Source organism: Paenibacillus sepulcri (assembly GCF_042647105.1).
In the GTDB taxonomy this organism is placed as follows: Bacteria; Bacillota; Bacilli; order Paenibacillales; family Paenibacillaceae; genus Paenibacillus_Z; species Paenibacillus_Z sepulcri.
This window is the reverse complement of record NZ_JBHRUP010000001.1, coordinates 1,459,797-1,473,429: the sequence shown is the minus strand read 5'-3', so window position 1 is coordinate 1,473,429 and position 13,633 is coordinate 1,459,797. Positions and strand designations below refer to the sequence as shown.

Below are 13,633 nucleotides of genomic sequence, written 5' to 3'. Positions count from 1 at the left end.
CATAGCGGGAAGGAGGAATTTTACCATGCGTATATTACATACTGCCGATTGGCATTTCGGACGCTCGCTGGAAGGACGCAGCCGATTGGATGAACAGGCGGCTTTCGTGGATGAATTGGCAACCCTCGTCAAAGCGGAAGATATAGATCTTGTCCTGCTTGCCGGGGATGTGTACGATTCAGTCAATCCGCCGGCAGCGGCCGAGCAGCTGTTTTATGAGGCGCTGTCCAAACTCGCGGACGGGGGCAGGAGAACGGTTGCTGTTATCGCCGGCAATCACGATCACCCGGAGCGGGTAGCAGCTTCTTCACCGCTTGCCGCCCGCAGCGGCATCAGGCTTGTCGGCTTGCCCTCGGACCGGCCGCTTGAGGTCGATGTTGTCCGCACGGGAGAGAGAGCTGTTATCGCTGCTCTACCATACCCTTCGGAATCGCGTTTGAGAGAGCTGCTCAGCGAGGAAACGGATGAAGCGCTGCTGCGCACCGCTTATTCGGAGCGGGTAGGACGGCTCATGAGGAAATTAGGGGAGAGCTTCACGCCGGACACTGTCAATTTGGCGATGAGCCATATTTATGTGTTGGGCGGCTTGGAGACGGATTCGGAGAGACCGATTCAAATCGGCGGCGCCTATACCGTCGATCCCTCGTCGCTGCGGGTTGGCGCCCAGTACGTGGCGCTTGGCCATCTGCACCGCCCGCAGCGGGTTGACGGCGACGAGACGATGCGCTACAGCGGATCCCCTCTGGCATACAGCTTCTCCGAGGCCGGGCAGGCCAAGTCGGTCATGGTCTTCGACGCATCTCCGGGCAAACAGATTGAGCCGCAGGAGATGCTGCTCAGCAGCGGACGTCCGCTCGTAAACTGGACAGCGAAGGGCGGCTTGTCCGATGTGCATGGATGGCTGGAAGAGGGCCGCGATGCGCGGGCTTGGATCAATCTGGACATTTGGATGAAGGAAGCGATGACGGCTGCCGACATCCAGCAGCTGCGCCGCCTGCATGACGGGCTTATACATATTCGTCCGATTTATCCCGAAATGATGTCTTCTTCGGAAGGAGACACCCGCTTGCGCGAGCAGCTGCCGGCAGAGGAGCTGTTCCGGCGTTTTTTTGCCCGCCAGAGCGCAGGGGCGGAGCCGGATGCGGAGACGGTAAGGCTGTTTCTGGAACTGGTGGCTGAGGACGATGATCTTTCCTCGAGAGCGGATGCCGAGGCTGCCGCGGGATGGGCAGAAGGGGAGGATGAAGGATGAAACCGATAGGGCTTCGATTAAGCGGACTTCAGAGCTACCGCCAGACGCAGGTTGTCGACTTCGAGCGTCTGTGCGAAGCAGGGGTATTTGGGATATTTGGCTCGACAGGAAGCGGCAAATCGAGCATCCTCGATGCGGTCACATTAGCTTTATACGGCAAGGTTGAACGGGCAGCTAACGGTACCCAGGGCATTTTGAATCAGGAGGAGAAGCAGCTTTCCGTTGCTTTTACCTTCGAGCTTGCCGGCGGAGGAGAGAAAAAGCGCTACCGCGTGGAAAGGCAGTTCAAACGGAGCGGGGATGTTTCGGTGAGCAGTACGCTGAGCCGGTTTGTGGAGATCACGGATGCCGGTGATATCGTGATTGCCGATAAACTGGCTGATGTTACGCGCTGCGTGGAAGAGCGCATCGGCCTCAACATGCAGGATTTTACCCGCGCCGTCGTTCTGCCGCAGGGCAAATTCGCTGAATTTCTGTCGCTTGCCGGCAAGGACCGGCGATCCATGCTGCAGCGGCTGTTCCGTCTGGAGCGGTTCGGCGACGGGCTGTCGCTGAAGCTGAGCCAGCGGATGAAAGCGGCGGAGACCGCGCTGGGAGAAGCCGCAGCCGAGCAGCTGGGGCTAGGCGATGCTTCTGCCGCTGCAGTATCTGCGGCAGCGGAGCGTCACCGCGAAGCGGCCGCTGCGGCTGCGGCGGCGCGGACAGTGCTTGCCGAAGCGGAGCGGCTCTATGCGGAGCGGCTGCATGTACGCGAGCGGGTGGAGGCGCTGCGCGCGAAGGAGGAGCAGCAGGCGCAGCTGCTGGCCGACGCGCCGCGCATTGCGGCGCTTGAGCGCGAGCTGCAGCGCCTGGCGGCGGCGGAGCGGCTGATGCCCGCGCTCGCAGCCGCGGAAGCGGCCGAAGCGGCGCTTCGCGCCGCCGCTTCGCGCCACGAAGCCGCCGGGCTGGCGTATGCCGCCCGGCTGGCAGAGGCGGCGTCGGCCGCCGCCGCATGGACCGCGGCGGCCGACGCCGCAGAGGCTTCCGAGCCGCGCCTTGCGCTGCGGCTCGATCAGCTCGCGCAAGCGCAGCGGCTTGAAGGCGAAGCCGCCGCGCTTGCGGCAAGCATCGCCGCCTGCGAGCGCCGCTGTGCGGACGCCGCAGAGCGGCAGCGCAGCTTTGGCGAGCAGGCCGCCAAAGCGCAGGACAAGCTCGGCCGCGCCGTTGCAAAGCAGAGCGAGCTCAAGGCCGAGCTCCGATCCGCCGAGCTTACTGCCGCCGAGCGCGAGCAGCGCGGAGCGCTGGCTAAGCGGCTGCAGCAGCTGGACGCGCTGCGCGAACAGCTGGAAGCGGCGCAGCAGGAAGCCGCTTCAGCAGCCCGTCAGCTTGCCGAAGCGCAAGCTGCGCTGGCGGCTGCAGAAGCGGAACAAGCGGAGGCAGCAGCCGTCTTGAACGACCGCCTCTCCGCGCTGAGCCCGATGCTCGCCGGGCTGCGCCAGCTTGCATCACAGCTGCAGCAGCTCAGCGACAGGCTTCCTGGCTGGATTCTTCGTGTCCGCCAGGAGCAGTCGGAGCAGCGGAGGCAGCAGCTTGCCGCGCAGCTTGCTGAAGAATTGAAAGCAGGAGAAGCCTGTCCGGTATGCGGCTCCTGCGATCATCCGTCCCTGCACGGCATAAGGGAAGCCTCCGTCTCTGACAATTCCCAAGGGGATGCTGCTCCTTGGGAAGACCTGCAGCAGCGGGTGCAGACACAGCTGATACGCGTTACGCCGCTGCTTGGCAAAGTGGAGTCCGCCCAGGAGCGCTTGCTGGAGCTTGGCTCAACGTCTTCCGTTAACGATCGGCCAGAAGCGGGGGCGCATCATTCGTTAGCCCGGGATTTATCCATGCTGGAGGCGGCGGTTTCAGTCGACCGAGCCGAGGCGATACCCGATTCCCGGAATCCGGAGCTAATCAGCGAGGATGCCCTGGATATCATGCAGAGGGCTTTGAGCGATGCTGCTGAGACATACGCCTTGCATAGCAGCGGATTTTCATCGATGGAACCTGGACTTGGCGCAGCACGCTCCCGATTCAGCGACAGCCAGCGCCGCTGCGGTCTGGAGGCTGGGGAGCTGGGATCACGTGCCAGAATCGATCAGACAGCCGGGGACAAAGCAAGCGAACGCACTGATCTCATGAACCGGGAGCTGGCTTTGTGGCAGGGGCAGTTTGGCAGCAATCTGCTTCCGGAGCAGGCTCACGCCGCTTTGGACAACTACGAGCGCAGGGATAATGCCGCTCATGAGCTGCGCAGCAGAGTGGAGCGGAGCGTCGAGTTTATCGATGCGACAACCAGACAGATCGCCGAAGATGAGAAGCAGGCCGGAGCTGCCCAACTGGAGCTTGTGGAGCAAAAAGCGAAGCTTGGGCATCTGTCTCAGCAGCTGGAGAGAATTCAGACCCAGCTCAAGGAGTGGACAGGTGGGCGGGCCGCCGACGCACTTATTGCGGAGGCTGAGCGGGAGCTTGCGGATGTCCGCAGCCTGCTCAGGCAAAGCAAGGAGAAGCATGAAGCAGCACAGGCTGCGCTGCAAGCTGCTGCGGAGCAGAGAAGCGCCTCTTCCGAAGGGGAAAGCTCCGCCATCAAACGCCGTCAGGAAACCGAAGAGATTTGGGGACTTGCGCTTGCGCAATCCCCGTTCGATACGGCCGAAGAGGCCGCTTCCCTCAAGCCGCTGCTCGGTCAGCAGAATAGCCTTGCGGAACAGATTGCCCGTTTCCGGGAGTCCGAGCAGCAGCTTGCCGCCCAGACCGGGCTGCTGCGGGATCAACTGCAGGGCCGCAGCATTACGGACGAGGAATGGGTGCAGTGCGCTGCCGCGCTCCAGCAGGCCCGCGTCAACAACGAAGCCATGCTGCAGCTGACGGCGAAGGCAGAGCGTGACTGGGACGAGCTGAAGGCCAAGCAGGAGCGCTGGCAGCAGCTGGAGGTCAGGCGGGCCGAGATGGACCTTCTGTGCGGACGATTGAAATCACTGCAGACCCTGTTTCGCGGCAATACCTTTGTGGAATATGTGGCTGAGGAGCAGCTGGTCCAGGTATGCCGAGCCGCTTCGGAACGTCTAGGCTTCCTGACCAAGCGGAGATATGCGCTAGAGGTTGATTCGGGAGGCGGTTTTGTCATCCGCGATGATGCGAACGGAGGCTTGCGGCGCCCTGTCTCCACCTTGTCCGGCGGCGAAACATTTCTGGCCTCGCTTGCACTGGCCCTCGCATTGTCCAGCCAGATTCAGCTTCGCGGCAAATATCCCCTGCAGTTCTTTTTCCTGGATGAGGGCTTTGGCACCTTGGATCCGGAACTGCTGGATACGGTTATTACCGCACTGGAAAAGCTTCATAACGAGACGCTGTCCGTCGGCGTGATCAGCCATGTTCCCGAGCTTCGGGCGCGCCTGCCGCGCAGATTGATTGTCACGGCGGCAGATTCATCCGGCCGGGGCAGCAGCGTGGAACTGGAAACGATGTGACCGCCAGGCGGTCATTTAAACTTGCCGGCTGCGCCTATTTCGGCAATAATTGCTCACATTTGCTTCCGGTTTCGACTTGCATTGCAAGCGGGAACATTGTAACGTAAATGAAGATATAGCAGGAATGAACACCCCAAAGCGCTGTGCCGCTGATCAACGTCTGTTTGGAGGAATCTTCGTGGAGGAGCATCAACCGAAACGGCCTATATTCACACCTATTGTCCTTTTAATGCTCGTAATCAGTCTGATCGGCAACGTTTTTTTCGTCACCAAACTGATACAGCATGACAAAGATGATCGTGTCAGCCGGGGCATGAGCATCATTAATGCCGGCAATCAGGCGAAGCTGCATGTGGATGCCGTTCAAGCGAATGTTCAAAAGCTGCTGGATAATGATGCGATCGACAGCCGGATTTCAACCAAAACGGCTTTGCAGGCTGCCTTCAAGCAGGCTCAAAGCCTGATTATATTGCTGGACCAGGCCGGTGCGGCGAGCAAGGAGCCTTTTGCCTTCAAGAACCGCAATGCGCAAACCTTCTTGTCACAGGTCGAGCAGTCCACCACGATGATCGGTAATCATGAAGGACCGCTCACCGAAGCGGAACGAAGCTATCTTCAGCAGCTGGAGAGCTGGTATACGCAATTGAAAACAACCATAGCCTCCTTTGATGAGGACACCTTATCGGAAACCTCGGCGCAGACCATTCTGATCGACCCCAAATGGGTGGATATGAGCAGGAAGCTGCTGGATATCATGAACGAGCCGGCAAGCGTCATGTACCAGTCAGGCAGTTAAAAGATCAAAATTATCGCACCTGCCAGCATCAAAAATCAAAGAGCCTGCATTCCTCGCCAGGAATGCAGGCTCTTTGATTACGCTCCGAACGGTTTCTTCAAATTCGCACCGCGCGCTGGGAGCTGCGTGCGGTGCGAAAACCTGCCCTGCCTGCTAGAGCTCTCTTACCGTCCCGTCATTTTGTCCGATAATCACCCGATCCGCCATGTGGATAAACAGCCCGTTTATGACCACACCCGGAATTCCGTTGATTTCATCATGAAGCTGCTGCGGCTGTTCAATCGCGCCAAACTGGCAATCTATAATATAGTTCCCGTTATCGGTGACGAAAGGCTGGTTGTTCACAGTCCGGAGCTTCAGCGGACAGCCGAATTTGGCGAGCTTTTTCATGGTGAGGGAGCTGCCGAAAACAGTAACCTCCACCGGCAGGGGAAAAGTGCCAAGCCGGTTCACAAGCTTGCTTTCATCGGCAATAATAATCAGCTTGCCGCTGGATGCGGCTACGATTTTTTCGCGGAGCAGGGCGCCGCCGCCGCCCTTGATGAGATTCAGCTCACCATCAACCTCGTCGGCTCCGTCAATCGTAATATCAATTCCGTCAATCTCTTCAAAAGCGACGAGAGGAATCCCAAGCTCTTGCGCCAATTGTTCCGATTGTCTTGAAGTTGCCACTGCCCGCACAAGAAGGCCTTCCTTGACGCGTTCTCCGATTTTCCGAATGGCCCAGTAAGCCGTTGAGCCTGTACCCAGTCCGACTACCATCCCATCTTTTATATACGTTACGGCATGCTCTGCGGCGATTCGTTTGCTTTCCATCATCTCACCTGCTATTTCCTGGAATAGGTATACAAATTAAATCCGGTGTATTCTGCGGTGAAGCCAGCTGCAAGCTTGTCCAGGCCTGTTTTGCTAATCTCCAGCGAAAACCTTGCGGAGGGCCCTGCCTCTGGTTCTATCTTATATTTTACCCCATTTATATCAATTTTGTTACCGCTTTGATCCAAAAAGGCCCACGGCACATTAGGTGCTGCAGGGGAAAACGCGCCGTTCCCGTGGATTTCGGCTGTATACAAAAATTCCCCTTCTTCTTTCTTAAGCTCGGGTATGGCTTTCATGCTGAAAATCACGGCGTCCGCTTCGCTCCGGATCTTCTCCAGCACGAAGAGGGTTTGGTGATCGTACCCGACCGGAACGTTCAGCGTCCTCGATTCCTGATACTCTGTCTTCAGCCACTCCGGTTTGAATTCCAGCCTGGTGGAGTCTGCCGTATTTGCCTGCGTCAACTGATACCCATCCTGTGTCACGATACGGTGGAGCAAGCTGTCATCCCGGTAATAATCATATACTTTGTAGCCGGCGAACGCCGCGGCCCCAATGAGGAGAATAAACATAATCGTTCGGGTTCGTGCCTTCAATGAATTTCCGCCCTTCTTAATAATGCCCTGCTGTTCATTTTCCTTTTGCTGCAAGTATACCTCCCAAGTCAATCCTCTGCCAACCCTTGTCACAGAGCTTTCTATTGAGGTGTATATTGCGGTTCATCTGCTGCCGGGCGCTTTACGCTTTGTCATTGCTGAGTAGTCATCTGCCCATTTTTGGGCGCCATAGGCGCCAAACGCCCATAGCCGAATAGGATAAAAGGAGAATGAAGGAGGCTGGATCAAGCATGGAAAAAAAGGTTACAACAATGCCTATTGCAACAATGCCCGTTAACCAAAAGCCTATGGCTCAAATGCCGACTGCAACCGCACCGGTCACACAGCCGATGGAAAAACATGAAATGAAAAAATGGTGCAAGGATCATAAGTACCGTTATGTCCTGGCCCACACCAAGGATGGTTGGTGCTGTGACGGATTTGTGGAGCATATCGATGATGAGATGGTGTATCTCGCAGTTCCTCATTGTGACAATCAGTACGATCCGCGGGGGTTTTTCCCGTATCCGCCGCTTTACCCGCCGCTTTATCCATATCCGTATTACCCGCGCCGCCGTTTCTACCGTCAAGCATTTCCGCTTGCTGCGCTGTTGGGACTCTCGCTGCTTCCTTTTTTTTAAATCGCCGGCCATCCATAAGCTCAAACCAAGACCGGCGCCGGTGGCACCGGTCTATCATTTCTTCCTTCCGTTGGACGGGAATGGCTTTTTTCGTTATTATGGATAAATAAAGAATGCTTTTGGACAGGAGGCAGCGGAAATGGACTGTTTATTTTGCAAAATTATTGACGGTGATATCCCTTCGAAGAAGGTGTTCGAGAATGAGCGCATATTGGCTTTTCACGATATTCAGCCGGCTGCGCCCGTACATATTCTCATCATTCCGAAGAAGCACATACCGACGATGAACGATGTTCAGGATGAGGACAATGCGCTGATTGCAGAGCTGTTCGCAGCAGCCCGGCAAATCGCCAAGGAGCACAATATTGACGAGTCGGGATACCGGCTGGTAAATAACTGCAACGCCGAGGGGGGCCAGGTTGTGTATCATCTGCACCTGCATCTTCTGGGCGGACACCAGATGAAATCGCTCGCCGGTTGAATCACGGAATACATGGATGTACAGCAGATGCGCATTTTATAGTAAAAGAAGGAAATTAGCTGGTCCTTTCAAGTTGACACTGACTTTGGTTATACCATATAATTAAATGTGATGAACCGTGTGATCTTTCTTAGACGGTCTGCTCGGAGGGAGGGAAAACTGGTGTCTGAAACAAAAGTTCGCAAAAACGAGACAATCGATGCTGCACTCCGCCGCTTCAAGAAGACTATCGCTAAAGATGGTGTCCTTGCCGAGGTTAAGAAACGCAAGCATTATGAGAAGCCTAGTGTTAAACGCAAACTGAAGTCCGAGGCTGCGCGTAAGAGAAAGTTTTAGGAGGATCCTTCCACTAATGAACCTTAGCGAACGATTGAACGATGATATGAAGCAAGCCATGAGAGGTCAAGAGAAGTTCAAGCTCTCCACGATTCGCATGATTCGTGCTTCCATCAAGAATCTGGAAATTGACTTAAAGCGACCGCTTGATGATAATGAAGTGCTTGATATCCTAAGTCGTGAGATCAAACAACGTAAAGATTCCCTCCAAGAATTCGAAAAAGCCGGCCGCGATGATCTTGCAAAAGACGTCGCCGCAGAAATTGAAATTATTAGTGTGTACCTGCCTCAGCAGCTGACCGAAGAAGAAATCAAAGAAATTGTTCAGCAGACCATAGCGGAAACCGGTGCTTCATCGAAAGCCGATATGGGCAAAGTTATGAGCGCCCTCATGCCCAAGACCAAAGGGCGTGCTGATGGTAAACTAGTAAACACATATGTGCAGCAATTTCTGCAATAACATAGGCTGACAGCCAGACACTCCCTGCGAAGGGGGTGTTTTTTCATGAACTGCCCGTGTTGTCTCATTGAAAGCGGGCAGTTTTCTTTTGTTTCCCGTTATTCGGAGCTATTGACACATCCTACAGACTGCTCCAGAATAGGGGCTAATAGATGGGAAATGAGGAACACTTTACTATGCTGCGTAACTGGCTTCAAATCCTGCTGATTGCCATACCCTCTCTTGTCACCTTCGCCACACAGACCGTGACAGGAACCATTAATCTGATAATGGTGGGTCAGCTGGGCTTTGTAATTATCGCAATTGTTGGCGTTTCCAATATTATTATGTATAATGCATTTGCCATTTTTTCCGGTATCGGCCATACGGTCAGTTATCTGGTCGCACAGAATTACGGATCCAACGATATGCGCAAAGGCCTGCAGCGGACATATCTGGCTATGTACATGTGCATATTTTTCGCGGTTGTTATATTCGTAACGGGCTGGCTAGCGGCTGACGATATTTTGCGCTGGACCGGGGGATCGGAGGAATTGGTCCATCAAGGCGGCTATTATCTGGAGCTGCGTTTCTATGCCATGTCCTTTGGCATTATTAATTTTGCCTTCCACGGCTTTCTGCGCGGAATCGGATCGACCACCATGTCCATGATTGTGTCGCTGATATCCAATTTATTGATGATTTTTCTGACGTACGTTCTCACATTTGGCCACTGGGGTTTTCCGCATCTGGGCTTGACCGGCGCAGGCCTCGCCGTGATCATTGGTGAAGGGGTCCAGCTGTTCATTTGCGTATACATCTTTTTCTTTATTTTGCATAAACGTTACCAAACCCGCAGCCGTGTTGCTGCTTTCTCGTTTGACTGGCCGGAAATAAAACTGATCGCCCAGGAGAGCGGCAAGCTGGGCATGCAGGAATTCTCGCTCAGCGTATCCATGTTTATCTTCACCGCCTTCGTAGCCAGATTGGGCGACCACGCGCTTGCTGCCAATGAAGTGGCGCTGAATGTGATGTCCTTCGGCTTTATGCCAGCCTTTGCCTTCGGAGCGACGGCAACAATTCTGGTAGGGCAAAGCGTGGGCAGAGGAATGGCTCTGATTGGACGCCGGGCTGGAACAGATACCGCTATTCTGGGTACCATGTTCATCATTGCGCTTGGCACGGTGGAGCTGGTGTTTGCCGAGCAGATTGCCCACTTGTATTCCAAGGACCCCGGAGTTTATGAGCTGGCGGCGTTTCTGATCAAGGTTTCCGCCTACCTGCAAATTTTTGATGGCCTGCTTAATTTCTATGCAGGCGGATTGCGGGGAATCGGCGATACCACTTTTCTCATGCGCATCTCATTTTTTCTAAGCTGGTTTTTCTTTGTGCCGGTTGCTTACTTGTTTATCTTTGTGTTTCATTGGGGCAGCCTGGGAGCCTGGATCGCGCTTTACTCCTTCCTCACGGTGTTCGGCACGTCGGTCATGCTGCGTTTTTACCGTACGGACTGGACTTCAGTCAGGCTTAAGGAGGCCACCCACGGATAATACTTGGAACGGGGGCACTGTCAGACCGTATGAAGGATTACGATTGCGGCAGATTTTGACGCAGAGAGGAATGGCGTCAGCTTCTTCTTGGTTACAGTAAGGAGAGGAGGGTCAAATATTGAAATGGGTTAAACGGCTGATAGCCAGAGGGACGCTTTCTGTTGTTGTGGGGCTTATCTTCATGAATCTGCTTGGCGCTATGGTTCCCGCTGCATTTGCGGCCGATAGCGATACCGGCGGGGGGAAGATCGGCTCCACGGTCTATGTTATTCCGGCTGAACAGCCAATCGAATCAGGGCTTGAGAAATTCCTCAAGCGTGCTTACAAGGAAGCGGAAGAAGCCGGCGCTGAGCGTATTGTGCTCGTTATTGACACCCTTGGCGGCAGCGTTGTCAGCGCAGAGGGAATTGGCGATCTCGTTCGTACCAGCAAGGTTCCGACGACAGCATTGGTTCACGGGAGGGCAGTATCCGCAGGTACTTACATTGCCCTGAATGCCGATGAGCTTGTGATGGAGCCCAATAGTGTGATCGGCTCGGCGGCGGTTGTGGACGGAACGGGCACATTGATTGACAATCCGAAAACAGTCGCCTACTGGACGCAAAAAATGAGAGCAGCCGCCGAAATAAACGGCCGCGATCCCAATTTGGCAACCGCGATGGTCAACCCGAATGTGACGCTGGAGATCAAGCCGCTTGGACGTACGGTCGAGAAAGGCGAGCTGCTGGCCTTGTCCGCCGCCGATGCGGTGAAAGTGGGCTATGCCGATTATACGGCAAGCTCCGTCGATGAGGTGCTGGCGCATCTGGGCATCGAGCAGCCCAATCTGGTGGAGGTCAAAGCCAGCGTAATGGAGCGGATTTCGCAATTTCTGACCCAGCCCGCCATCATGACGCTGCTGCTCGTTATCGGCATAGCAGGTGTGGCGATTGAACTGATCGTTCCCGGCTTCGGCATCCCCGGTCTGATCGGGCTTGCCGGCTTCGGACTTTATTTCTTCGGTCATTACATCACGGGCTTTGCCGGAATGGAAGAAATTATTCTGTTTGTAATCGGAGTTGTGCTGCTCATTGCCGAGGTGTTTGTGTCAAGCTTCGGAATACTGGGAATACTGGGATCAGCATCGCTTATTGCAGGGGTTGTGCTTGCCGCGCCCAGCCCGAAATCAGCCTTTCTATCCCTGTTCGTCGCTCTGCTTGCGGCAGGAGTAATCGTCTTTATCATTGCCAAACGCTTTGCTCATAAAGGGGTATGGAACCGGTTTATCCTCAGTGAAAGCCTGACGACGGAGCAGGGGTATGTCTCAACGGCCGATAAAGCGTTATATCTCGGCATGCGTGGACGCTCCGTTACGCCGCTGCGGCCTGCCGGTACGGCGATTATCGGCGAACAGCGGGTCGACGTTGTAACGCAGGGAGAATTTATCGCGGCAAATGCGGAAATTCAAGTTATTAAAGTTGAAGGAACGCGTGTCGTTGTGCAGCAGTTGAACGAAAACATTTAAACCATGGAGGGGAAATTATGGAGCTGGATCCAACCGTTACCATTATAATTATCGTCGTACTGGCTATTATCGTGCTTTCCGTATTTTTGAGTTTCTTCCCGATTATGCTTTGGATTGCCGCGCTGTCCTCGGGCGTTCGGGTCGGAATCATTACGCTTGTGGCCATGCGCCTGCGGCGAGTCGTACCAAGCCGGATCGTCAATCCGCTGATCAAAGCGACCAAAGCGGGGCTTGGGCTGAACATTAACCAGCTGGAGAGCCACTTTCTGGCAGGCGGTAATGTAGACCGCGTTGTCAATGCCCTGATTGCCGCTCACCGTGCGAATATCGAGCTGGTGTTTGAACGCGCGGCGGCAATTGATCTGGCAGGACGCGATGTGCTTCAGGCGGTGCAAATGAGTGTCAACCCCCGTGTAATTGAAACGCCGATTGTAGCTGCCGTTGCCAAAAACGGAATTGAAGTCAAGGTTAAAGCGCGTGTTACAGTGCGCGCCAATATCGAACGCCTTGTCGGCGGCGCCGGCGAAGAAACGATTATTGCCCGCGTCGGTGAGGGAATCGTAACGACAGTCGGTTCTTCCGGCTCTCATAAGGATGTTCTTGAGAATCCGGATCTGATTTCCCGTACTGTGCTTGGCAAGGGACTTGATGCCGGCACGGCATTTGAGATTCTGTCCATTGATATCGCGGACGTGGATGTAGGCAAAAATATTGGCGCCCATCTGCAAACCGAGCAGGCGGAAGCCGACAAAAGAATCGCCCAGGCCAAAGCCGAAGAACGGCGTGCAATGGCTGTTGCTCATGAGCAGGAGATGAAGGCCCGTGTCGTAGAAATGCGCGCGCTTGTCGTTGAGTCGGAGTCACAGGTGCCGATTGCGATGGCTGAAGCGCTCAGAGGCGGCAAGCTTGGCGTGATGGACTATATGAATTTGAAAAACATTGAGGCCGACACGCAAATGCGCGGTTCAATCGGCAACCAGGAATCCAACCAGCCGGACAAAGAGGATAAATAGATTTTTATTAACCCGCATAAACAGTCCTCGTAAAGGATTGCCGGAGGTGATGCAGTGAACGACCTGATTCAATTTATTTTGAAAAACTTCTTTATTGTCATTATTGTGGTCGGGTTTCTCTTCTCCCTGATCAATAAAGCCAGAAAGGGCAATCCGCAGGGGAATCGGATGCCCGACTTTGGAAGCGGCCCGGCGGCGCCCCGCAGTCGCAGGAGCCTCGAGCACCAACAGCGGCAGTTTGGCCAGCCTGTGAATCAACCGGATCAGCCTGCTCGCTACGATAGCGGTAACCGGTCAGAGGACGGAGAAGGGGTTAGTTTGGAATATGAAGAACCTGTTTTTGAGGAGCCTTTGTATGACGAACCCCCGAAGGTCAGGATCACCGAGAGAACTTCGCCGTTTCAGCGCAGACCGCTTGCGCAGGCACGCATTTCTGAGCCTTCCGCTGCTTCGAAAGGCGGCTTATTGCGTAATTTGGATAAGAATGAACTCCGGCGTGCGGTCGTTCTTGCCGAGGTTCTCGGTCCACCGCGCTCCAAGCGGCCCCACCGCCGTCCCTGATCGATTTTCGTGACAATGTTAGCTTGCTATAATCAAAACGCTTAAGAAGCCTTCAGGCCACTGGAAAGTGGATGCTGAGGGCTTCTTTGCTTTTTCAGTCTCAACTGCATCGCTATCCTCATATTTCAGCGGTTTCCAGCATACGTTGGTACAGTAT

13 protein-coding genes are annotated in these 13,633 nt (G+C 54.9%); 11 read left to right on the top strand and 2 right to left on the bottom strand.

Annotated elements, in window-relative coordinates; genetic code table 11:
* Positions 1-25: 25 nt before the first annotated feature.
* The 3 genes from ACFOLF_RS06885 to ACFOLF_RS06875 all read left to right on the top strand — a co-directional run bounded on the left by ACFOLF_RS06885 (position 26) and on the right by ACFOLF_RS06875 (position 5,536).
* Positions 26-1,252 carry a metallophosphoesterase family protein gene (locus ACFOLF_RS06885; protein WP_210037714.1) on the top strand — a complete coding sequence of 409 codons (1,227 nt, stop codon included), beginning with the start codon at positions 26-28 and terminating at the stop codon, positions 1,250-1,252.
* The gene (locus ACFOLF_RS06880) at positions 1,249-4,740 is read left to right on the top strand and encodes an AAA family ATPase (protein ID WP_210037713.1); all 3,492 of its coding nucleotides are present in this window, start codon (positions 1,249-1,251) and stop codon (positions 4,738-4,740) included. The genes ACFOLF_RS06885 and ACFOLF_RS06880 overlap by 4 nt, the downstream gene beginning before the upstream one ends.
* A 178-nt stretch (positions 4,741-4,918) precedes the next feature.
* Entirely contained in the window at positions 4,919-5,536 is a 618-nt protein-coding gene (locus ACFOLF_RS06875) for a hypothetical protein (RefSeq protein ID WP_210037712.1), read from the top strand.
* A gap of 153 nt (positions 5,537-5,689) precedes the next feature.
* Here ACFOLF_RS06875 and rpiA read toward each other — a convergent pair whose 3' ends face one another.
* Positions 5,690-6,352, bottom strand: coding sequence for a ribose-5-phosphate isomerase RpiA (rpiA, locus tag ACFOLF_RS06870; RefSeq protein WP_210038068.1), 663 nt, complete (start codon positions 6,350-6,352; stop codon positions 5,690-5,692).
* An 11-nt stretch (positions 6,353-6,363) separates the two neighbouring features.
* The gene (locus ACFOLF_RS06865; protein ID WP_210037711.1) at positions 6,364-7,005 is read right to left on the bottom strand and encodes a hypothetical protein; all 642 of its coding nucleotides are present in this window, start codon (positions 7,003-7,005) and stop codon (positions 6,364-6,366) included.
* Positions 7,006-7,202: 197 nt separating this feature from the next.
* On the opposite strand from ACFOLF_RS06865, the gene ACFOLF_RS06860 reads away from it, so the two are divergent.
* From ACFOLF_RS06860 to ACFOLF_RS06825, 8 genes are all read left to right on the top strand, one after another.
* Entirely contained in the window at positions 7,203-7,592 is a 390-nt protein-coding gene (locus ACFOLF_RS06860; protein WP_379114065.1) for a hypothetical protein, read from the top strand.
* A gap of 139 nt (positions 7,593-7,731) precedes the next feature.
* Positions 7,732-8,073 (top strand): histidine triad nucleotide-binding protein, encoded by a 342-nt coding sequence (locus ACFOLF_RS06855; RefSeq protein ID WP_210037710.1) that lies wholly within the window; start codon positions 7,732-7,734, stop codon positions 8,071-8,073.
* A gap of 162 nt (positions 8,074-8,235) precedes the next feature.
* Positions 8,236-8,409 (top strand): 30S ribosomal protein S21, encoded by a 174-nt coding sequence (gene rpsU, locus ACFOLF_RS06850; RefSeq protein WP_188992903.1) that lies wholly within the window; start codon positions 8,236-8,238, stop codon positions 8,407-8,409.
* A 16-nt stretch (positions 8,410-8,425) separates the two neighbouring features.
* Positions 8,426-8,869, top strand: a complete 444-nt coding sequence (locus ACFOLF_RS06845; RefSeq protein WP_210037709.1) for a GatB/YqeY domain-containing protein — start codon at positions 8,426-8,428, stop codon at positions 8,867-8,869.
* 176 nt (positions 8,870-9,045) lie between these two features.
* Positions 9,046-10,398, top strand: coding sequence for an MATE family efflux transporter (locus ACFOLF_RS06840; protein WP_210037708.1), 1,353 nt, complete (start codon positions 9,046-9,048; stop codon positions 10,396-10,398).
* A gap of 118 nt (positions 10,399-10,516) precedes the next feature.
* A complete protein-coding gene (locus ACFOLF_RS06835; RefSeq protein ID WP_379114067.1) occupies positions 10,517-11,902 on the top strand; it encodes an NfeD family protein in 1,386 nt (461 codons plus the stop codon).
* 17 nt (positions 11,903-11,919) lie between these two features.
* Positions 11,920-12,915 carry a flotillin-like protein FloA gene (gene floA / locus ACFOLF_RS06830; RefSeq protein WP_379114069.1) on the top strand — a complete coding sequence of 332 codons (996 nt, stop codon included), beginning with the start codon at positions 11,920-11,922 and terminating at the stop codon, positions 12,913-12,915.
* Between the two features lie 54 nt (positions 12,916-12,969).
* Positions 12,970-13,476: a hypothetical protein gene (locus tag ACFOLF_RS06825; protein WP_210037707.1), complete on the top strand. Its 507-nt coding sequence runs from the start codon at positions 12,970-12,972 to the stop codon at positions 13,474-13,476.
* The last annotated feature ends 157 nt before the right edge of the window (positions 13,477-13,633 follow it).

Coding starts and splice junctions, on each gene's coding strand:
- ACFOLF_RS06885 (WP_210037714.1), top strand. CDS start 26: ATGCGTATATTACATACTGCCGATTGGCATTTCGGACGCTCGCTGGAA.
- ACFOLF_RS06880 (WP_210037713.1), top strand. CDS start 1,249: ATGAAACCGATAGGGCTTCGATTAAGCGGACTTCAGAGCTACCGCCAG.
- rpiA (WP_210038068.1), bottom strand. CDS start 6,352: ATGGAAAGCAAACGAATCGCCGCAGAGCATGCCGTAACGTATATAAAA.
- ACFOLF_RS06860 (WP_379114065.1), top strand. CDS start 7,203: ATGGAAAAAAAGGTTACAACAATGCCTATTGCAACAATGCCCGTTAAC.
- ACFOLF_RS06855 (WP_210037710.1), top strand. CDS start 7,732: ATGGACTGTTTATTTTGCAAAATTATTGACGGTGATATCCCTTCGAAG.
- ACFOLF_RS06845 (WP_210037709.1), top strand. CDS start 8,426: ATGAACCTTAGCGAACGATTGAACGATGATATGAAGCAAGCCATGAGA.
- ACFOLF_RS06840 (WP_210037708.1), top strand. CDS start 9,046: ATGCTGCGTAACTGGCTTCAAATCCTGCTGATTGCCATACCCTCTCTT.
- floA (WP_379114069.1), top strand. CDS start 11,920: ATGGAGCTGGATCCAACCGTTACCATTATAATTATCGTCGTACTGGCT.